Below are 20,872 nucleotides of genomic sequence, written 5' to 3' on the forward strand. Positions count from 1 at the left end.
TAACCCCGATTAGATAAATTAACTTTCATCTAACGAGGAGGTTCATATGAAAAGAGTCATTTACCTGTTCACGATAATGACACTTATGGTTCCCATTTCCTCAGCTCAATGGAACTGGACCTGGCGTAATCCTACGCCCACGGGGTCCTGGATTAACAACGTCTGGCGATTCTCTGCTAACGAACTCATGGCGGTCACCGACGAAGCGTTAATGCACACGACTAACGGCGGTGCCACATGGACTCTGTCTCCCGGAGGGGGTTACGAAATCTTCTTCGCTGATGCTAATCACGGATGGATCTGCTCTGGAGATAGCGTCGGATACACCACAGATCATGGTACAACATGGGTGTGGGTCAACACAGGCTGGGTGACCTCTCCCGATTACCTTACCGCGATGTGCTTCGTGAGCACAACTACAGGCTGGGTTTGCGGTACGTCCGGGATCATTCTGAAAACCACCGACGGCGGAATTACATGGCAGTCGGAAAACAGCACGACCGGCGAGAGTTTGTGGGGTATATGTTTTACCAGCGCGTTGGTAGGATGCGCCGTGGGCACTAACGGGGTCATTCTCAAGACATCTACTGGCGGGTCAGGTTGGAGCTCAAAAGTCTCGCATACGACAGAAAATCTGTTCTACGTTTGCACCGCCGGTTCGTCGGTTTTCGCCTTCGGAAATAACGGAACAGCCCTCAAGAGCACCGACAACGGTGGAACCTGGTCATCCTCTAACAGCGGCCTCTCAGGATGGATAAATTCTGCTTGTGCATTGGACGCGAATAACATCTGGGCGGCTGGGACAGGTAATGCCGTTTATAAGACGACCGACGGCGGGGCAACATGGAACAGCAAGAATCCATATATTGGCGGGAACATTGACAATGGCCTAACGATAACCGGAGACTTCTGCTGCGCCAGTTTTTCGTCAGCAACCTCAGGAATTGTGTGCGGCGGGAATGGAGTCATGTACAAGACGACTGACGACGGTGCCACCTGGACATCGCTGTCTAATTCGTTCACAACCAAAGATACAAAGTGCATTACTTTTTCAGATGCGCAGCACGGATTTCTCTGCGTGAGTCTTCCCTACGGTGATAATACTTCCAACGCCCTCTACCGCACGACGGACGGCGGAACTTCCTGGACGGCGGTGTCAAGCAGCAATTCCATCACCTTCATTCAGATGTTCCCGGATGGATCGGGAATACGATATGCAGGTAGCACCACAGGTTGGCAGACTACAACCGATAATGGTTCCTCTTGGACAACTAAAGGCGGGAGCAATCCGGCGCTCATATTGGTAGGCTTTGAATTCCTAAGCGCCACGACGGGATTCGCATTCGATGAGGGAACTAACCTATACAAGACAACGAATTCGGGAGTCAACTGGACCACATTAACCCACCCCTATGTGGACATAGTTGGTGGTTACTCTCTCCCGAATGCAAACACAATCTGGATTGCGGAATGGTCCGACGGCGTCAACGTAATTCTCAGCACCGATGGAGGCACTACCTGGACGAATCCCGGAGGCGGTTCAATTATCGGCAACCGAACGGCAGTGTTCGCATTCGATACTAAGAAGGCGTGGGTCGGAAATTCGCTCGGCGATCTCTTTAAAACCACTGACGGCGGCGCTTCATTTACTGAAGTGTCCGGGGTTTTTAATGGTGTTCAAGTCAATGCGATTGAATTTCTTAGTTCCGACACCGGCATCGTAATCACGGCAAACGGTGTTTTTAGTATGACATTTGACGGCGGCGCATCATGGCACCCGAATGTCATCGGAAGCTCGGATTGGACTGCGATCGGTGTCGCTTCACACAAGAGCATATTCCTTGCCGGCAAAGGCGGACAACTTTTGCAGGGAATCAACGGACCGGTCGTCTCAGTGAAAGATCTTGCCGGAGAAAAACCGAGAAACTTCTCGCTTGCGCAGAATTATCCGAACCCGTTCAACCCGACAACGAATATTTCGTTCACGCTCCCCGTGAGATCATTCGTATCGTTGAAAGTGTTTGACATCTTGGGCAGGGAAGTCGCGACCTTGTTGCATGGCGAGCTCGCTGCAGGAAGCCATGTGGAACAGTGGAATGCAGCTGGCATGCCAAGCGGGGTCTACTTCTATCGATTGCAAGCAGGATCGTTTACGGATACGAAGAAGGTTATCCTGCTCAAGTGATCGGCAATAATTCGTTTGGGGTATGATTTGGCCGAATGGGGGCTTGATTGGTCAGGCCCCCATTTCCATACTTTTTGCCTGATATCTCCGTAATGGATTTTTCAATACCTAAATGACGGCAAGAACGACCCGATTTACCTCTCCACCTTTGCAGTATTGTAAAGTCCCGCAGCAAAGAAAACAATATTCGCGAGCCACGCCGTCAGCAGAGGGCTGACTATCCCGTCATATCCGAGCACCTGACTTATCTTTATCAAAAGAATATAGACAAAAGAAATAAGTATGCTTATTCCGAATTCGAGCGCAAGTCCGCTTCGCTTCTTTCGCGCGGACAGTGGTACACCAAAAAAAATTACGACGATCGCCGCGAACGGAAATGAAACCTTCGAATAGTAATCGACTTTGTAGCGATTGACGTCATTACCGCTGTTTTCCTGAAGCTGTATGAAACGCTTGAGCTGAGTGTAATCCATATCGTTCGGATTAAGCGCCTTTTGCTGGAGATCGATGGGCTTGAACGAAATTCTTTTCAGAGGAAGAGTGGGGTAAGTCTTGAAACTCTCTTTCGGTCCCTCAAAATCACGCTCGATGACATTTCTAAGAATCCAAACATTCGATGCGGTATCATAAACCATCGTCTGGGCATCGAAGCGCTGAGTCAGATATGTCTGGTTGGTGTCCGAAAACTCCTGGACGGAGACTTTTGAAGCCGTGTTCGTAACGTCATCAAAATAACCGATCGTCACAATTCTGTTGCGGCTGTCCAGCATGAAAATATTGTATTTCCACCAGCCTTCATTGTGTTGTTGAAGATATACCTTCTCAAGCCTGAACTTCTCGTGGTTTGCTTTAGGTACTATCCACTCATTGAAGTAAACCATCATTACGCATATTACTGTCGACACAATCAAGAAAGGCATCATAATTCTGTAAATATCAATACCTGAACTTTTTATGACGATAATCTCATTCCCATTCGACATCCTTCCGGTAACGAACAAACATGCTAACAGTACAGCCACCGGCGTAATCAGCTTCAGGATCTCAGGCGTAAAGACGAGGTAATACCTCGCAACCAGAAGTATACCCATGCCATTGTCAAGGAAATCCTCCAGGTGGTCCATCAAATCGACCAGGACAAAAATCACCGCGAAGGCGAGCGTCGCAAACAGGATAACGCCGATGAACTGTCTGATTATGTAGATATCTATCTTTTTCACCGCTCTTTCCTTGCAAGTTCATCGAGTGTTCCTTCAGAGACCCACCTTTTCGGAACAAACCTCAAGAATACGTCCCAGTTGATGATCACCGTCTCTTTGGATGTTTTATAAGTCAGCAATAATCCGATGCCGCCCAGTACGATATTTGCCAGCCACATGGCCATGAACGGACTCAGCATTTCGCGGTCTGCCAGCTTTTCTCCCGCTATGAGGAATGCCCAATAGACGACGAAGAATAGCAGACTCATTCCCGCAGAGACTCCGAAGTTTCCCCGTCGTGACATCATTCCAAGAGGCGCTCCAAGAAAAACAAAAACAATCGCAGCAAAAGGGATGGAATACTTTTTTTGAATCTCCACATCGTATGCATAAATCTGCCGTTCGGTATTGTCAATGCTTGCAAGCAAACCCCTTGCGAGTCCTGCACTCGAATTTATCTTGGACTCTGATTGAAGATAGACCGAAGGTGAATCCACAACGATCGGCATGACATTACGGCTGGTAGAAGGCGAAGTGAGCTTTCTGAACTCCGCTTTCATATAAGAGTTCAACTGAGACCAGAGGACATCCTCATCCCTTTGATATCCCGCCACAATGGTACTCATCGAATCAGCGCTTAACTCACGGTCTCCTCTCCCAAATGCGTTTTGAGATGATTCCTCGAATGCGAATCCTTCCGCTTTCATAACCACCTGCTGGTGCTGATAGCGAATCCTTTGATATGCGCCAACCTGGGTGTTGTCATATTCGTCGACCTCGCCGTTATAGAGAAGCATTATGATTTTCTTCATGTCGGGCGAAAAGCCAACTTTTCCTTTTTCGGCGGTTATAGTCGTGAACTTTTCAGGATTCGAAAAATCGAAGATCGTAATGCCGTACAAATCTGTGGAATTAGGAACAGTTTTGCGTACCATGATGGCGTGACTTTCAATCTCCTGAGAGAATTGTCCGGGCTCTATGGTGAAAGTCGGTTTCTTCCTTTGAATATCGATCATAAGTGTCTTGGCTCTGTGGTTCGCATCGGGAAGGACGTCGTTGTCGAAAAGCAGCAAAAGATAGAACACACCCACCGATGCGATGACGACCGGAAACATCATCTTGACGAGCCCGACGCCCGAGCCTTTTATTGCGGTAACTTCGTTGTTTGACGACAACCCGCCGAACGCCATGAGCACGGCAACGAGAACTGACATCGGCACGGCGAGCACAACTATCCATGCAAGGTTAAAAACGATAAGCTGAATCATGACGAAGAGCGTGAGACCCTTTCCGATGATCTGGTCCATCGATTGCATGAGGAACTGCAGCAGGAATACAAAAGTTATCACGACCATGGAGAATAGAAAAGGTCCGATGTGCCGCTTCAATATGTAGAAGGCAAGTTTCACTGTGAAAATATAGCAATCTACCTCAATGCACTCAATGAGAGACGTGTTCCGGCTCTGAATTTGACCCTTCAAAAATTGTTATTATATTTAGCTGAAATGGAAACAGCTCTTTCTGCAACATTAGTGGATGCTGATGTCGTTTAGCTTCAACCTGCCTGTGATATCCTTCGTAAATGATGACCCCGATTCAATGCTCATAATCAAAGCCTGAGGGTAAAGTGAATCCGATAATCAACATGAATTTCATCGATTATGCAATCTTAGCTGCCTATGTGCTGGTGACAATCGTAGTGGGCTATTCACTGAGGAAGTATATGAGGACAAGCGAAGACTTTTTCTTGTCCGGCCGCTCTCTCCCAAGCTGGATAACAAGCCTCGCTTTTTTGTCGGCGAACCTGGGAGCACTCGAGGTGATCGGCATGGTTGCCAACTCGGCGAAATATGGAATCTTGACTGTCCATTTTTACTGGATAGGCGCGGTCCCCGCAATGATCTTTCTCGGCATTTTCATGATGCCGTTTTACTATGGAAGCAAAGTCAGAAGCGTCCCCGAATATTTGAAACTGAGATACAACGAAGCTACCCGCGGATTGAACGCCATCTCGTTTGCCATAATGACTCTTCTCATGAGCGGGATCAGCATGTACGCTATGGCTCTTCTGTTTGAGTCGACGCTCGGCTGGTCTCTCACATCCAGCATTTTTATTTCGGCTTTAGTGGTTCTTATTTACGTTTTCTTCGGCGGGCTCTCATCTTCCATTTACAACGAAGTGATTCAGTTTTTCCTGATCTGGCTTGGGCTCCTACCGGTTGTATATATCGGACTTCATGCAGTCGGCGGATTCCAGGGACTTGTTCAAAAAATTCCGCCGTCGTTCCTCGAAGCATGGCGGCACATGGGGTCGGCATCGGAAAATCCGATGGGAGTCGATTGGTTGGGCGTAGTGCTGGGTCTTGGTTTTGTCCTGTCGTTCGGATATTGGACAACCGATTTTCTTGTTGTCCAGCGTGCCATGGCGTCGGAAAACCTTTCCGCTTCCAGACGAACTCCTCTCGTCGCATCGTTTCCAAAGATGCTCGTGCCGATCATCGTGGTTATTCCCGGGCTTCTTGCTGTCGCACTTCTGCCTGAATTCAAGGTGGTACAAGGTGGACCGACTCCGAATTACAATTCGGCCCTAATTCTTCTGTTTGCAGATTATTTGCCAAATGGAGTCCTCGGGCTTGCGATCACCGGGCTGCTCGCGAGTTTCATGTCCGGGATGGCGGGGAATGTCACGGCTTTCAACACGGTATGGACATACGACATTTACGGAAGCTACATCAAGAAGGGAATGCCGGACGAGCATTATCTGAAAATGGGAAAGTACACGACAATTTTCGGAGTTCTGTTCAGCATCGGCACTGCGTATATCGTCCGGTCCTTTCCAAATCTGATGGATTATATGCAGCTTCTCTTCTCGTTCTTCAATGCCCCGTTGTTTGCGACATTTCTTCTGGGAATGTTTTGGAAGAAGGCGACACCATGGGGCGGCTTTTTCGGACTACTGGCGGGGATTTTCGCGGCCGCGTTCCACTATTTCGTCTTGTACCAACATGGGATCGTGCATTATTCAAGCGACATGGCTGCAAACTTCTATCAGGCATGGTGGGCGTGGTGCACTGATTTTGTGGTAACAATAGTAGTGAGTCTGTTCACGGCGAGAAGAGACGAAAGCACCCTCGTCGGTTTGGTTTATGGGCTGACGCCGAGACCGCATTCGGGGGATCGCCTTTTTCGCAAACCGGAATTTTGGGGAGTGCTTTCGCTGGTCGTGATGATAATTCTAAATATTATATTTTGGTAAAGGAAGTTGGAGATAGAAATGGAGACATCTCAAAACCGCCGTCATTTTTTTGACCTGAAAATTCCCCTGGGCTATCTGTTGGGATTTTACGGTATACTGCTCCTTTTGTACGGGATCTTCGGACCTGCTGACATCTACAGGAAATCACTGTACTTAAACATAAATCTGTTCTGGGGAATTCTGATGATCATTGTTTCGGGAGCTTTTCTCCTATCGGTCTACTTGCGAAAGAAGAACCAGCCGGAACAAATCAATAATGGCAATTGAGAGACAGGCGAACAAGGGTGCGGACGATTTGCCATTCATCATTCAAATTTTGTTTTTGCGTGAGAAGTAGATGGGCGCAGCCGTAGAGTTTACGACATTGACCGAGATGTTCGAGCGCCTCTCGAAGAAATATGCCGGCACCGGCAGGGAAGTTTATAGATATAAATTGGATGGACGGTATGTCGGCATAACTTACGATGAATTCTACGAAAAGGTAGAACTCTTTGCCCACGGACTCAAGGCAGTCGGAATAAAACGCGGCGATAGGATATCTATTCTATCCGAAAACAGACCCGAATGGCCGATCACCGATCTCGCGTCCCTGTCACTCGGCGCAATTGACGTTCCTATTTTCCCCACGCTGACGGCAAAACAGATTGAATACATACTTCTTCATGGAGACGTTTCCGTCCTTGTAGTTTCAAATTCCTTCCAAATGAACAAGATTCTTCGCATTCGAAAAAGTCTCAAGGCGATCCGAAAAATCATATCGATGAGCGGCAAAGAAAATTCGGATGATAATTCGTTCCTCGACTTTGCTGATGTTTATGAACTCGGAAGGGTCGAAAGAGAAAAACATCGCGGCGCGTTTAGAATGTGGCTGCTACAAGCCAAGCCTTCGGACTTAGCCACCATAATTTACACGAGCGGCACGACAGGTGAACCTAAAGGCGTAATGCTGACCCACGGCAATTTCGTCTCAAACATAAAAGCAGCGCTCGATCACATAATAATAAACCAGGACGATACTCTTCTTTCGTTCTTGCCGATCTCACATAGCTTCGAAAGGATGGGCGGATATTACAGTGCGCTCACAGCCGGTGCGACGGTTTCTTATGCCGAGAGCATTGAGACCGTAGCACAGAATCTTCTTGAGGAAAGGCCCACGATCGTTACGACTGTACCACGATTGTTCGAGCGAATCCACGCCCAGGTCATCAAGAGTGTCGAGACGGGCTCTGCGGTAAAGCGCGAAATCTTTTACTGGGCAGTGAATGTGGGAAAGCGCTATGCGGCCGCAAATAAGAAGGGAGGCCCGGGTCCGCTCCTGCGGGCCAAGCGTGTTTTAGCGGACAGGTTGGTTTTTTCAAAGTTGAAGGCCCGAACGGGAGGCAAAATAAAATTTTTTGTAAGTGGAGGGGCGGCCCTTTCCCGCGAGCTGGGCGAATTTTTTGAGGCGATGGGCATTTTTATAATCGAGGGATACGGAATGACGGAGTGTTCGCCCGTCATCAGTGCAAACAGGCTCGATGACTACAAGTTTGGCACGGTGGGCAAACCGATTATTAACGTTCAGGTAAAGATCGCCGATGATGGCGAGATTTTGACCCGCGGTCCGCATGTCATGGCCGGTTACTATAAGGATAAAGCGGGAACGCAAGAAGCCATAGATAGGGACGGCTGGCTCCACACCGGCGATGTCGGCCACTTTGACAGCGATGGATTTTTGGTAATCACCGACAGAAAGAAGCATCTTTTTGTAAACTCCGGCGGAAAAAATATTGCCCCCCAGCCGATTGAAAGTTTGCTGCAGCAGAGTAAATTTATAGACCAAATAGTTTTGATCGGAGATAAGAGGAGATTCAATTCCGCGCTGATAGTTCCTGACTTCGATGCTCTCAAAGAACTTGCGAAGGAAGAAAGCATATTTTTTCCGGATATCAACGGGCTGATCAATAACGAAAAGATCTGTACCGTAATACAAAAAGATATCAACGAATTGCAGAAGGATTTGGCAAAATACGAACAAGTTCGGCGCTTCAAATTGCTCCCCAATCCGTTCACGATCGAAAACGGGGAGCTTACCCCGACTCTGAAAGTCAAGAGAAAAATCGTCGAGCAGAAATATTCTGATGTAATAGAATCTATGTATAAATAGCACCTTAGGAAGTGTAACGAAGATGGAACTGAAAGAAAAAGAAAAACAATACATCCTGCAAACGTATAAACGACTTCCCATCGAGGTCGATCATGCCGATGGGGTTTACGTTTATGCTAAAGATGGAAGAAAATATCTGGATTTCTTCGGCGGAATCGCCGTTAATGCACTTGGCTACGACAATTCGAGAGTGAAATCGGCAATATTAAATCAAATCAATCGGTACATGCACATGTCTAATCTGTTTTACATGGACGTGCAGGTTGATCTGGCAGAGTTGATCTGCGAACTCTCCGGTTATGCGAAAATCTTCTTCACAAATTCCGGGACGGAAGCGGTCGAAGCGGCAATAAAGGTGTCGAGGAAATGGGGAAGCAAGGAAAATAAATCTAAACTCCTCGCCCTGACAAATTCGTTCCATGGCAGAACGATGGGGGCGCTTTCACTGACTGACAGGCCGAAGTATCGACAAGGTTTTGAGCCGTTTCTTCCGGATGTCGAGCATGTAGAGTTCAATGATGTAACTGATCTGGCAGCGAAAGTCGATTCGACGACAGCGGCTGTGTTTATTGAGTTTATCCAGGGAGAAGGGGGAATAAATGTCGCCTCGGGTCGGTTTGTAGAGCAACTGTTCGCATTGAAACAAAAACATGGCTTTCTTGTCGTGGCCGACGAAATTCAGACAGGCATTTACCGGACCGGCAAACTTTTTTCTTTCGAGTATCATGGGGTGCATCCCGATATGGTTACACTTGCTAAACCGCTCGGAGGAAGCCTCCCGCTGGGGGGCCTCTTGGTGGACCCGCACCTGGTGGATGTTCTTGGATATGGTGGACATGGTACAACTTTCGGCGGGAACCCCGTCTCATGTGCAGCAGGTCTGGCAACCTTGCAGGAATTATCGGAGAGGAGAATTGCTTCTCACGTTTCAAAAGTCGGCGGCCATTTGAAGCAAAGACTTCTGGAATTCAAGTCGAGACATCCGCAATTTGTCTCGGAAGTCCGTGGTCTTGGATTAATGCTTGGTGTCGAATGCACAGTCGATTGTTCTGAGTTCGTAAGCAATCTCTTATCGAATGGCGTGCTGGTTAATTGCACGAACGGGAACGTCATCAGGATTTTGCCCCCGCTGGTCATTGAAGAAGCGCATGCGGACAATTTCATGTCAATACTCGAAGAGACTTACGATGCACACGTCTCGCGCTTCAACTTTAAAGAAGTTACGGCATGAATCTGTGGAAGGAAACTGAGAGCGTCCGGATGAAAACGTAGTGAACATCAATTTTTCAAATCGGCGTTCACGGAGTTCATAGATGGGAACGCAACAGATCCTGCTCCTGGTACTCGGGACATTCATCGTCGGTGTCGCTGTAGTTCTCGCCATCATCTACTTCAGATCGAATCAGCAACAAACCGAGATCGACGAAGTCATCAACGAGCTTAATCACATTTCGTCGACCGCTCAGGGATGGTACCGCAAGCCGACACAACTCGGAGGAGGGGACGGATCCTTTACGGGTTTTACATTGATGACAGTCGCGCAGCCCGATACGACCGGGCTTGCCATATACCACGTCGTCTCAGCAAAGGGAGATTCACTCTCTTTGGAGGCGGTTGGTTTTTCACATTTCACGATCAACGTCGTAGTGTCTCCGAGTTCTATTGGAGCGTACACCGTGATCAAGTGAAGAACAAAACCAGTGATCAATTTAAAATCAATCAGGTGATCCTGTTCAGCCCACAAGTGAGGTTCAGGCGGGAATTAACCGGGGGGAGGGGGATCGGAAACTGAGGTTCGAATAGGGCGCAATTTTTTGAAGGATTTGAGCACAAGTATAAGGTCTCCTGAACTCGTTGCCGCCAATTTGAACAAGCAAATGATTTCATCCTTCAGAAACGCTCAAAAAATGAGGCTTTTCATACTCCCGATTGCCTCATTAGCCAATTCATACGATTTTCTCCGATGGCTATTGCTTTTCAATACAAATCGTTATTAACTTACGGTTGAAGTCCTAGGGCTTGGTTTTAGGATTGGTACTGAAGGCGTCCCCAGCGATTGCAGGAATGACAGTATTTTCAGAGTATTGTTAGTTTTAGTTGTTAACGAGATGCACAATCACAAGTCAAAGTTGACACAGTAACCGTTTAAGATTCAAGCCTCGACAAGAAATTGGTGGAAGAAAACTGAGAACGTCCAAACGAAACCAACGAGAGAATTAATTCTCTCAGCTTGGCGTCCAAGGAGATCTTAGATGGGAACGCAACAGCTTCTTCTGCTGGTCCTGGTTGCAGTTGTTGTAATTATCGCGGTGGTAATCGCTATCAACTACTTCATATCGAACAAACAGGACACCGAGATCGATGAAGTCATCAACGAGCTGGGCAACATTACGTCTTCCGCTCAGATCTGGTACCGCAAGCCGATGGAACTAGGGGGGGGCAATGGTTCATTCACGGGCTTTAGTCTGCATGCAATTTCTCAACCGGATTCCACTGAACTCGCTTCCTTTACAGTTGTATATGCAGACAAAGATTCTTTATTCATCGAAGCGGCCAGCCTCGACGAATCGAATTCCTCTGCCTTCACGGTAGATGTAGGCGTTAATCCTCAATCCGAAAGTCAATATCATGTAAACAAGGGAAAGGCAAAGGGCATACCCACTGCGGTTAGCACTGGTAACGGCAACGGAAATGGTAACGCAGGTGGTAACGGAAATGGCAACGGAGGTGGTAATGGAAATGGCAATGGAAAGGGCGGAGGATGATCTCCATATGATTAGTCGCGCTGGATGACAAAGACTATCATTGAGCCGTTCAAGATCAAATCGGTCGAGCCGATCAACTTTACAACTCGGGGATACAGGGAGAAAATACTCAGGGAGGCATATTACAACCTCTTTTCGGTAAAAGCGGAAGATGTACTGATAGATTTGTTGACGGATTCAGGGACGGCAGCAATGAGTTCAAAACAGTGGGCGGCTATCATGGACGGTGACGAATCTTACGCCGGCTCGCGAAGTTTTTATAAGTTTGAAGAAGCAGTAAAAGGACTTACGGGGTTTAAACATATAATACCGACTCATCAGGGAAGAGCTGCAGAAAAGATTCTGTTCACAGTTGTCGGCGGCAAGGGGAAAATTATTCCTAACAATACACATTTCGATACGACGCGGGCAAATGTGGAGTTCTCGGGGGCGGAAGCAATCGACCTTCCATTACCTATCGCCCTTGAGACGGACAAGTACGCCGATTTCAAAGGCGACATTGAGTTGAACAGGCTGGAGCATCTCATCAAGAAAGCCGGCGCTAGCGACATCCCGATTTGCATGTTGACCTTGACTAATAATTCCGTGGGAGGCCAGCCGGTCAGCATGAAAAATATAAAAGAGACAAAAGCACTGCTCCAAAAATATGATATCCCATTATTTCTCGACGCATGCCGGTTCGCCGAGAACGCTTATTTCATAAAACTTCGGGAGCAGGGTTACAAGGATAAGAGCGTCAGAGAAATTGCTCAGGAAATGTTCAGTCATGCAGACGGCTGCACGATGAGCGCTAAGAAAGATGCTCTCGTGAACATCGGAGGATTCCTTGCACTGAATGACGAAAAAGTCGCGGAAAAAGCGAGAAGCCTCTTAATTATGACTGAAGGATTCCCAACGTATGGTGGTCTGGCAGGACGCGATCTAGACGCCATGGCACAAGGGCTGATGGAAGTATTGGACGAGGATTATTTGAAATATAGGATACGATCCATCGAATACTTCGGAGAACAATTGCGGAATGAAAATGTGCCGATCATTATCCCGACAGGAGGTCATGCGGTTTTTATCGATGCAAAAAAATTTGTCCCGCATATTCCACCTCACGAATATCCCGGACAGGCGATCGCCGCAGAGCTTTATCTTGAAGGAGGAATAAGAAGTGTCGAGATAGGTTCGGTCATGTTCGGCAAAACAATAGACGGGAAGTTCATTCCTTCGAATTTGGAGTTGGTGCGCCTTGCGATTCCACGGAGAGTCTACACACAAAGTCACATTGATTACGCATCCGAAATCATAATCGATCTATTCAAGCGAAGAAACACGATGCCCGGATACAGTATCACCTATGAGCCGCCTTATCTTCGCCATTTCACCGCCCACTTTAAGCCAAATGCTCCGAAGCAATGAAATCTTAAATTCGAAGCACTATATTATGAAGAAGCATGACCGGAGCCATGGGCAATAAGACATCGCCGTCTTTCGAACTAAAGAAGTGGTATTCCATTTTGCCAGGGGTTTCCAGTTTTCGAGAGGTTATGGATGAAAATGGATCACAAGGTTGCCCGATTTGTCCTTGAATAACTGTTCCATCTGCAACACGGTCAATCCTGACTTCGCGCTCAGGTGTATTTCATGCGGTGGCATCCTCCAGCAGAACGTTAAAGCCCTCGATTTATTTTCGACGATATACAATCTGTGGCGCTATCCGGATTTCACATTCAGAAAGATTATACTTGCAGAACACAGAAACCATACGATATTGATGGGAGTATTGGAGGCGGTGGGCCTGAGTTTCCTTTCCTTTTTCATATTGAAAGCAGGCGATATTTATTCTATCGATCTGGTGCAGCTTTTTTCTGCGGGAATCGGATTGGCTATTGTGGTTTATTTGCCGTTTCTTTATCTGTATTCAATTTTAAGTTATATGGCGGGGCGTGTGTCGCGAACGGGTGCTTCTCTAAAAGGATTCATTGCAGGCATGATATACGCGCTGCATCCGATCGGGTTAGGCGCAATAATCATTCTGCCGTCCGAAGCGGCGGTATTTGGCTCGTACGTTTTTTCAAATAACCCATCGCCTCAAACTATTAATCCTGCTCCATTTTATCTCTTCGGATTTCTCGAATGCCTCATGGGAACGGCGGCAATTTTCTTAGTATTCAGATTAACCAGACTATTTTTTGGAAACGGGAAAAAGACAGCAATCTTTGCGGGAATTTTCTTTATATTATTGTTCACGGCGATGGAAATTACAAAGCAAACCTTAACCAAGCGCTGAGCCGATTTTTGATAACCAAAACAAGTAGGAACAGTAGATGGAATATCTGAACTCCGTGGCAAATGTGAAGAACGGATTGATTGTTTCGTGCCAGTTTGATGCCGACGACCCCTTCAACAAACCTGAGTACGTTTCACTTTTTGCATTGTCCTGCCAGAGGGGCGGAGCAGCCGGGATCCGAACCGAGGGAAATGAAAACATCAAAGCCGTGAAATCGAAAGTCGCACTGCCAATAATCGGGCTCGTCCAGACCGCTTATCCGGACGGCTCCGTTCTGATAACCGGGGATTTCAAGGAAGTGAAGGACATAATAGAAGCCGGCGCCGATATCGTTGCACTCGATGTCACCGAGCGAGTACGTCCGAACGGCCTGACGGGGTTTGAGTTTCTCAAACGGGTCAGAACAAATCATCCCGGGACGCTCCTCCTCGCCGACGTTTCCACTTTTGAGGAAGGGGTACAGGCAGCGGAACTTGGAGCAGACATCGTTTCAACGACACTCTCGGGTTATACCCCTGCGACTGCACAGAAGGGAAGAGAAGGTGTTGACTTTGATCTCATCGAACGGCTCTCCGACGCACTTGTCGTTCCGGTCATCGCAGAGGGAAGGATTCTTCTCCCATCCGAGGCTGCACACGCGATTGAGTTAGGGGCGTATGCCGTAGTTGTCGGCGCGGCAATCACAAGGCCGACTGTTATCACTCAAATGTTTGTCCACGAAATTCAGATGGGAAACAAGAGAGAGGAGAAGGCGGATTGACGGATAGACGGATTCCTAAATATTGAAATAATGGAATCTTGAAATTAGGCAACAACTCAACTTGCTAGATTCGCGAATCCCATTGTCCTTCGCCTTCTCATTTCAACATCACAACCGCACTTCAAGTCATTACCTGTGATTCCATGAAATCACGCTACGGCTATTTTTTTCTCTTCCTCTCCTTGTATACCGCAGTCGTTTCCTTGTGGCTTCGTATTTTCGAATCGCACTTCGTCAGCGTTGTAGCGATTTTGTGTTTCAGTGCCGTTATAACTTCTGCGTTGCTCATAGGCTGGGCCGCTGAAGCGGCGGAGTTCAGCATAAGTCAGGGACTGGCGGTTGCTATCGTTGCACTCCTTCAGGTCGTTCCGGAGTTCATGGTCGAAGCAGTCATTGCATGGCACAAAGACGTAGATTTGATGCTCGCGAATGTAACCGGTGCCAACAGGCTTCTCATGGGAATCGGTTGGCCAATGATCTTTGTCGCATCGAATATCTATTCACGAATCAGGCACAAGAAGGGGAGCCAGGCCATCCACCTTCGTCCGGAAAACATTGTCGAAGTGATTGCATTGTTTATGGCATCACTGTACTTCGTGGTGGTCCTTCTTAAGCGAACCTTGCAGATATACGACGGAATTTTCCTCGGTGTCCTCTATGTGAGTTATCTGTTTATCCTTCGGTTTTTGCCGGAAGAGGAAGAAGAAAAAAAGGAAGACCTGTTGTCGATGCCGCGTTATCTTGTTTCAATTAGGGAGGGTAAGCGCGGGCTGCTCCTCATTGCATTATTCTTAATTGGGGGCGGTACAATGTGGGCTGTCGCAGATCCTTTTCTCATGAGCACGAAAGAGGTCGCTACGGCTGCAGGAATAAGTGTGTTCTTGTTCGTTCAATGGGTCGCCCCATTCCTATCCGAGTTTCCGGAAGGAGTTACAGCTTTCTACTGGGCAAGAACCGTCCGGCTCGCGCCGATGGCTCTGCTCAACTTGATCAGCAGCAAAGTGAGCCAGTGGACGCTTTTGGTCTCCATGGTACCTATCGTTTATTCGTTTTCGATGGGCCGAGTCTCAACTATTCCTCTCGATATGCATCATCGCGAAGAAATTCTTCTCTCGATGATGATGACTTTCTATGGCTGTGCCGCGCTGGCAAAATTGCGGTTCACGAGGTGGAACGCGATATTCATGCTCGTGCTCTGGCTTGCTCAATTCATGTATCCATCGCATTTTACTTTCATGCCGGATATTCCGATCATCGGGAACAATTCAAGGATCGTCGTTGCGACTATTTTCGGATTATTGAGCGTCTATGAAATTATCCGTCACAGGAAGGAAATTCAAATCTCTAACGGGATAAAGGAGACAATCCGGCTGGCAAAGAGATCACCTAAATGACCGACACTTCGTTCAGGCATACGGTAAAGTTCATTGTGAACCCGGTTTCCGGAAACGGCAGAACTGGAAAGATACTTCCTCATCTCCTCGGTATAGCGAAGAGGCTTGGCGTGAATTTTGACCTTCAGTTGACGAAGGCGCCGGAGCACGCAACGGAATTAGCAAGCGACCGTTCGGATCAGTTTGACGTCATGGTCGCGGTCGGAGGAGATGGTACGGTAAACGAAGTTGCCGCAGGTGCTTTCAAGTCCCAGAAAATCATGGGCGTCATTCCGACCGGCACCGGCAATGATTTCGCGCGGGCGCTGGGCAAGCTGAAGAGCCTGCATGATTATGTCCACAGACTTGTAAGCGGAAAGATTAAATCCATCGACATCGGTTCAGTTCAGATGGACGGCAGAGAAGCACTTTTTGTAAACGGGGTCGGCGTCGGGTTTGATGCGGAGGTTGCGAAAGAAAGTCTGAGCATCCACGGGCTCAAGGGAATTTCAAAATATCTTCTTGCAGTCGCAAAGACACTCAGGAATTATAAATCCTCTTTTATGAAGATTGAACTCGACGACCGGCTCATCGAACAAAGGACTTTCCTAGTGGCGATAGGAAATGGTATTTCCGCCGGCGGCGGATTTCTTCTCACTCCGCACGCGCTGCTTGACGACGGAATCCTCGACGTCTGCATGGCGTGTGAACTTTCAATTCCGAAAGTAATGCGAATATTGCCGCGAGCAATAAACGGGACGCTCGAAAAGCGACGTGAGGTTTTAATGACGAGGACAACGCACATCAGAATACAGAGCGAAACGCCGGTTTCAATTCACAGAGACGGGGAAGTATCAAACTTGAAAGTAGGTGAGATTGCGGTGCAAATTATTCCAGGGAGTCTGAAGGTAATCGCATAGCTTTGGCATTCGCAGGAACGGGGGGATTGGTTTGATCGCAGTCATGAATGCTCGCTTGTTTGAAGCGAGCCGGATAAGAAATGAAATTTCGGCGTGTATTATTACAGCTGCCCGCCAATGCATTGCTGCCGCCGTACGCTACATGCAATTATTCGCAGCAAAAAATTTGATCAAGGTACAGAAATGGCAGAGGGGGACATGATCTATCACATTGTCACTCTTGATGAGCTTAAGTCGCACACCAATGATGGTTACTACAGACCAAGTAGCTTTGAGAAAGATCATTTTATACACTGTACGGCCGGAAAATCTACATCCTTAGTTGTGTTGGATGATTATTTTCTCGAAATACCTGGGGGCAATACAATTCTGATACTCGAAATTGATCCCACTAAATTGAAATCGGAGATCAAATACGAAGCTCCGGCGCCAATTCAAGGATCTGGAACGAGTCACCTCATAGATGGGATATTATTTCCGCATGTCTATGGAGGATTAAATATTGACGCGGTTGTAGGTGTTGGGAAAGTGGAGCGAGTCGAAAAAACTCTTGTGTGGCCAGCAGCTTTTGATGGAATAGAAAAGTACTTATGAGGAGAATAGAAATTATCATCCCGAGAATTTAACGTGCACCAAATACTGTATCTTCAAGCGGTCTGAGATGCAACCGATAACCCTGGCCCTGAGACTGATTCTGTCCTTAAGTTCTCTGAAATAGAAATATTCGTCAGTCACTTTGATCCTGCGGTCCCAGGTTTCCAATTCCGACGCATTGGACAACCCCCATTTGAGAAACGATTTTTCATCCAAGCCGGCATTTTCAATTACTAATTTGTTCGCGACCCTGACTCCGCGCGGGGAAGATGCGTCGAAGACCATTTCACTTCCGGGAAAAGCATCTGCAACTTTTAAGAAAAATTTCCTTATCTGACTCTTTTCAAAGTAATAATACACGCCTGCAGCAATAAACAATATATGCTCTTCCTTTTCCAATCGCTTGAACCAGTCGGCATCAAGAAAAGAGGAGGCAATAAATTTTCTTCTCTCGCTTTCGGGAATAAATTTTCTTCTTAAATCAATAACGTCCGCCAGGTCGAGGTCGTACCACCGTATGCTTCCGTTGTCAATTCTATCGAATGTGGTATCAAGGCCGCAGCCGATGTTGACAATTGACGCCCCTGGGTACTTATTCAGAAAACTTGAGACAAGCCTGTCGATCAACAAGGAGCGTGCTATCCAGGCAAGTTGCGTTATGTCGCTAATGTTTTTTGTCAGAGTTGAAAAATCGTAGTCGATTTTGTCGATAATTCCGGTCGCCGTCCTGTCAACCAGCAGCGGTCTTACTTTCATCGCTTCAACCGCACGTCCCCATAATGGAAGGAGAAGTGTCTTTTGAACGTCGCCGAGTCTGACAGATGTTTTCTCGGTCATCTTCGTTGTTCGCGCGACTCTTCCAATTCGATCATGGTACGCCAGACGGCGAGCCACTTTTCACCGATGTTCTCGAATACCCAGAGGTCCCTTCCTGATGATCTCGCGCGGTATGTTGCGCGGTCGTAAACCATATTAAACTTAATACTTGCAACAGCAACCTTATCGATCACGTTTATGGTTTCGTTGGTCTCTGAATATTGCACGACCTGGGCATTTGTGCAAAATTCTACGAAGCTGGCCAGAAACGTATGACGCCCGACTACTCTTTCTTTAAAATTGGGGAGTGCCATGGTTATATCAGGGTGAAGGTATTCGTACATTTCCATCGGCTGTCCGTTGCGCCACGCCTTGTTGATGGCCGCCAATGCGTTATGTACCTGTACTTCAGGAATGTCGCCTGCCATGATGATACCTCCTAACTTTAAACTTGCCGCTGAACTTCTATTACTTTTCCCTATCATGAATTATTAAGGTGACGGGAACTAACTATCATGGACGCGGTCCGAAGCACGCAGATATTTCCGGCATTTTGTTGTGCCTACTCGTGAAATATAACTCTATTTCCCCTCTTCAAACAACATACCGGCGGGAATGACCTCTTTTGCCAGGCCCGGCCCTTCAATGCTTACCTCCAAAGTCATTCCTCCTCCAGCCTGGAAAAAGCCGACTTTTATGTTGTGATAACCGGCTTTCAAGAAGACATTCCCCGATTGCTCTTCGGGAGCATGAAGGCCGTCGTTCGAAACCACCAGGTTGTCGTCAATGTATAGGCTTGAGCCATCGTCGGAATTCAAGTAAAAAGCATATGACCCATCTTTGGGAATCTTTATGTAACCGTCATACTCCACTGCAAAATTCTCGCCGGAATTTTCATTCGGAATCGCGAAGTTTGCCATTGATCCCTTCCTTACCGGAGCCATAGTGTTGAAATTCGGCAGATCCTCCCATCTTCCTTCGTAATAAGAGTAATTGATTCCCATAATTGGATTTTTAATTTCGATCGCAGGCGGCATTTCGATAGTTCCGGTAGCTTCAAGCACAACCACCGACATCGGCGGCATGTCGACGACGAGATCATTTCCTTCAAAAGTGAAATCTGAAAAAGTTTTGGGCATAATTTGATCAGGATTCTCGAAAGTATTTTCTGCGTTCATCCTGGCTGCGGTCAATATCTTTCCGGATATTTTGTCTCCGTCGAATTTCAGGAACCGTATAGAAATCTTTTCGGACGCATCAGGATCGACGTTGCACAACGATATATGCACCCTTCCATCATTATCGAGCGAGGCGGATGCGTTGACAGCTGGGAGTGTGTCTCCTTTAAAAATATATTTGGCAGAGTTCAACTTAATCGGAATCATCTCGGCATCCTGGTGCACTTTGAAGAGATCAAAAACGTAATAAGTCGGTGTTAAAACCATTTTACTGCTGTCGGTAAGGATCATCGCTTGAAGAACATTTACCATCTGAGCGATGTTTGCCATCCTGACGCGGTCGCAATGATTGTTAAAAATGTTCAAGTTGCAGGCAGCGGCGATGGCGTCGCGCATCGTATTCTGCTGGTAAAGAAATGCCGGGTTGGTTCCGGGTTCGACCGCGTACCATGTTCCATATTCGTCGACTACCAAAGCCACTCTTTTTCCGGGGTCGTATTTATCCATGATCGCGCAATTCCTGTCTATCAACTCGTCCATCTTGAGAGTACCTTTGATCGTGTTGAACCAGCCGCTCTCGTCGAAATCGGCCGCCGGCTTTCTGTTCTCGAATGTGTAGTAATGAAGTGACAACCCGTCGAAGCCGTTCTTCGCCTTCTTCATCAGGACTTCGGTCCAATTGTAATCGCTGCCGCCCGGACCGCAGGCTATCTTGAAAATTTTGTTCTTCCCATAATTTTTCAGAAATGTCCCGTATCTTCTGACTTGATCTGCATAATATTCAGGAGTCATGGTGCCGCCGCAACCCCAGCTCTCGTTCCCGAGCCCCCAATATTTTACTCCCCATGAATTTTCTCGGCCGTTCTTCTTGCGAAGATCGGTCATGGGACTCACATTATCCGAGTTGACATACTCGACCCACTGCGAAAATTCCTGGACGGTTCCGCTTCCGACGTTTCCGGTTATGTACGGGTCGCAGCCGATCAGCTTGCAGAATTCCAGGTACTCGTGAGTTCCGAAGCTGTTATCTTCCGTGACGTCGCCCCAGTTGGTGTTTATCATTTTCGGGCGAAGATCACGTGGACCTACGCCGTTCATCCAATGATATTCGTCGGCAAAACACCCGCCGGGCCAGCGAAGAACAGGAACATGGATTTCCCTCAATGCATCGATAACATCCTTTCTCATGCCGTCAATGTTGGGAATGGATGAATTTTCTCCGACCCAGATTCCGCCGTAGATACAGTGACCGAGATGCTCGCTGAACTGACCATAGATATTTTTATTTATCTTGTATCGAATATTCGAAGCATCTAGAGCAGCGGTACTTTCCTTTACCTGTGCATGCACGGGCAGCACCACGGAAAGAAGCAAAGAGAGAAACATTTCAGGACGTTTCATG

General features: G+C 47.4%; 18 protein-coding genes. 13 read left to right on the forward strand and 5 right to left on the reverse strand.

Translation table 11 applies throughout. The features are described from left to right. Window positions 1–46 precede the first annotated feature (46 nt). Window positions 47–2,185, forward strand: coding sequence for a YCF48-related protein (locus VLX91_11365; GenBank protein HUI30808.1), 2,139 nt, complete (start codon window positions 47–49; stop codon window positions 2,183–2,185). Between the two features lie 134 nt (window positions 2,186–2,319). On the opposite strand, the gene VLX91_11370 is transcribed toward VLX91_11365, so the two are convergent. Both VLX91_11370 and VLX91_11375 read right to left on the reverse strand, forming a co-directional pair. Further along, on the reverse strand, window positions 2,320–3,405 hold the full coding sequence (locus tag VLX91_11370; GenBank protein ID HUI30809.1) for an LptF/LptG family permease: 1,086 nt from the start codon (window positions 3,403–3,405) through the stop codon (window positions 2,320–2,322). Further along, window positions 3,402–4,793 carry an LptF/LptG family permease gene (locus tag VLX91_11375; protein HUI30810.1) on the reverse strand — a complete coding sequence of 464 codons (1,392 nt, stop codon included), beginning with the start codon at window positions 4,791–4,793 and terminating at the stop codon, window positions 3,402–3,404. The genes VLX91_11370 and VLX91_11375 overlap by 4 nt, the downstream gene beginning before the upstream one ends. A 218-nt stretch (window positions 4,794–5,011) precedes the next feature. Here VLX91_11375 and VLX91_11380 point away from each other — a divergent pair, with 218 nt between their 5' ends. From VLX91_11380 to VLX91_11435, 12 genes are all read left to right on the forward strand, one after another. Continuing rightward, window positions 5,012–6,640, forward strand: coding sequence for a sodium:solute symporter family protein (locus tag VLX91_11380; GenBank protein ID HUI30811.1), 1,629 nt, complete (start codon window positions 5,012–5,014; stop codon window positions 6,638–6,640). Window positions 6,641–6,658: 18 nt separating this feature from the next. Next, entirely contained in the window at window positions 6,659–6,907 is a 249-nt protein-coding gene (locus tag VLX91_11385; protein ID HUI30812.1) for a hypothetical protein, read from the forward strand. Between the two features lie 70 nt (window positions 6,908–6,977). Then, window positions 6,978–8,786 carry a long-chain fatty acid--CoA ligase gene (locus tag VLX91_11390; GenBank protein HUI30813.1) on the forward strand — a complete coding sequence of 603 codons (1,809 nt, stop codon included), beginning with the start codon at window positions 6,978–6,980 and terminating at the stop codon, window positions 8,784–8,786. A gap of 22 nt (window positions 8,787–8,808) precedes the next feature. Further along, entirely contained in the window at window positions 8,809–10,017 is a 1,209-nt protein-coding gene (locus VLX91_11395) for an acetylornithine/succinylornithine family transaminase (protein HUI30814.1), read from the forward strand. Between the two features lie 82 nt (window positions 10,018–10,099). After that, entirely contained in the window at window positions 10,100–10,474 is a 375-nt protein-coding gene (locus VLX91_11400) for a hypothetical protein (GenBank protein ID HUI30815.1), read from the forward strand. Window positions 10,475–11,038: 564 nt separating this feature from the next. After that, the gene (locus VLX91_11405; protein ID HUI30816.1) at window positions 11,039–11,551 is read left to right on the forward strand and encodes a hypothetical protein; all 513 of its coding nucleotides are present in this window, start codon (window positions 11,039–11,041) and stop codon (window positions 11,549–11,551) included. Window positions 11,552–11,575: 24 nt separating this feature from the next. Then, window positions 11,576–12,958: a tryptophanase gene (locus tag VLX91_11410; protein HUI30817.1), complete on the forward strand. Its 1,383-nt coding sequence runs from the start codon at window positions 11,576–11,578 to the stop codon at window positions 12,956–12,958. A 166-nt stretch (window positions 12,959–13,124) separates the two neighbouring features. Continuing rightward, the gene (locus VLX91_11415) at window positions 13,125–13,829 is read left to right on the forward strand and encodes a hypothetical protein (protein ID HUI30818.1); all 705 of its coding nucleotides are present in this window, start codon (window positions 13,125–13,127) and stop codon (window positions 13,827–13,829) included. A 37-nt stretch (window positions 13,830–13,866) separates the two neighbouring features. Continuing rightward, the gene (locus VLX91_11420; protein HUI30819.1) at window positions 13,867–14,589 is read left to right on the forward strand and encodes an N-acetylmannosamine-6-phosphate 2-epimerase; all 723 of its coding nucleotides are present in this window, start codon (window positions 13,867–13,869) and stop codon (window positions 14,587–14,589) included. 143 nt (window positions 14,590–14,732) lie between these two features. After that, the gene (locus VLX91_11425) at window positions 14,733–15,983 is read left to right on the forward strand and encodes a hypothetical protein (protein HUI30820.1); all 1,251 of its coding nucleotides are present in this window, start codon (window positions 14,733–14,735) and stop codon (window positions 15,981–15,983) included. Next, the gene (locus VLX91_11430; protein ID HUI30821.1) at window positions 15,980–16,882 is read left to right on the forward strand and encodes a diacylglycerol kinase family protein; all 903 of its coding nucleotides are present in this window, start codon (window positions 15,980–15,982) and stop codon (window positions 16,880–16,882) included. The genes VLX91_11425 and VLX91_11430 overlap by 4 nt, the downstream gene beginning before the upstream one ends. Window positions 16,883–16,975: 93 nt before the next feature. Continuing rightward, complete coding sequence (locus VLX91_11435; protein HUI30822.1) at window positions 16,976–17,476, forward strand: DUF952 domain-containing protein; 501 nt, start codon at window positions 16,976–16,978, stop codon at window positions 17,474–17,476. A 15-nt stretch (window positions 17,477–17,491) separates the two neighbouring features. Here VLX91_11435 and VLX91_11440 read toward each other — a convergent pair whose 3' ends face one another. From VLX91_11440 to VLX91_11450, 3 genes are all read right to left on the reverse strand, one after another. Next, window positions 17,492–18,313 (reverse strand): class I SAM-dependent methyltransferase, encoded by an 822-nt coding sequence (locus VLX91_11440; protein ID HUI30823.1) that lies wholly within the window; start codon window positions 18,311–18,313, stop codon window positions 17,492–17,494. Then, complete coding sequence (locus tag VLX91_11445; protein HUI30824.1) at window positions 18,310–18,720, reverse strand: DUF4440 domain-containing protein; 411 nt, start codon at window positions 18,718–18,720, stop codon at window positions 18,310–18,312. The genes VLX91_11440 and VLX91_11445 overlap by 4 nt, the downstream gene beginning before the upstream one ends. 153 nt (window positions 18,721–18,873) lie before the next feature. Beyond that, entirely contained in the window at window positions 18,874–20,871 is a 1,998-nt protein-coding gene (locus tag VLX91_11450) for an alpha-L-arabinofuranosidase C-terminal domain-containing protein (protein ID HUI30825.1), read from the reverse strand. Between the last annotated feature and the right edge of the window lies 1 nt (window position 20,872).

Source organism: Candidatus Acidiferrales bacterium, from assembly GCA_035515795.1.
In the GTDB taxonomy this organism is placed as follows: domain Bacteria; phylum Bacteroidota; class Ignavibacteria; order Kryptoniales; family JAKASW01; genus JAKASW01.

What these genes read in the sequence shown, in the direction of transcription:
- VLX91_11445 (HUI30824.1), bottom strand. Translation starts at nt 18,720, where the DNA reads ATGGCAGGCGACATTCCTGAAGTACAGGTACATAACGCATTGGCGGCC.
- VLX91_11365 (HUI30808.1), top strand. Translation starts at nt 47, where the DNA reads ATGAAAAGAGTCATTTACCTGTTCACGATAATGACACTTATGGTTCCC.
- VLX91_11400 (HUI30815.1), top strand. Translation starts at nt 10,100, where the DNA reads ATGGGAACGCAACAGATCCTGCTCCTGGTACTCGGGACATTCATCGTC.
- VLX91_11405 (HUI30816.1), top strand. Translation starts at nt 11,039, where the DNA reads ATGGGAACGCAACAGCTTCTTCTGCTGGTCCTGGTTGCAGTTGTTGTA.
- VLX91_11410 (HUI30817.1), top strand. Translation starts at nt 11,576, where the DNA reads ATGACAAAGACTATCATTGAGCCGTTCAAGATCAAATCGGTCGAGCCG.
- VLX91_11385 (HUI30812.1), top strand. Translation starts at nt 6,659, where the DNA reads ATGGAGACATCTCAAAACCGCCGTCATTTTTTTGACCTGAAAATTCCC.
- VLX91_11430 (HUI30821.1), top strand. Translation starts at nt 15,980, where the DNA reads ATGACCGACACTTCGTTCAGGCATACGGTAAAGTTCATTGTGAACCCG.
- VLX91_11440 (HUI30823.1), bottom strand. Translation starts at nt 18,313, where the DNA reads ATGACCGAGAAAACATCTGTCAGACTCGGCGACGTTCAAAAGACACTT.
- VLX91_11395 (HUI30814.1), top strand. Translation starts at nt 8,809, where the DNA reads ATGGAACTGAAAGAAAAAGAAAAACAATACATCCTGCAAACGTATAAA.
- VLX91_11425 (HUI30820.1), top strand. Translation starts at nt 14,733, where the DNA reads ATGAAATCACGCTACGGCTATTTTTTTCTCTTCCTCTCCTTGTATACC.
- VLX91_11420 (HUI30819.1), top strand. Translation starts at nt 13,867, where the DNA reads ATGGAATATCTGAACTCCGTGGCAAATGTGAAGAACGGATTGATTGTT.
- VLX91_11450 (HUI30825.1), bottom strand. Translation starts at nt 20,871, where the DNA reads ATGAAACGTCCTGAAATGTTTCTCTCTTTGCTTCTTTCCGTGGTGCTG.
- VLX91_11390 (HUI30813.1), top strand. Translation starts at nt 6,978, where the DNA reads ATGGGCGCAGCCGTAGAGTTTACGACATTGACCGAGATGTTCGAGCGC.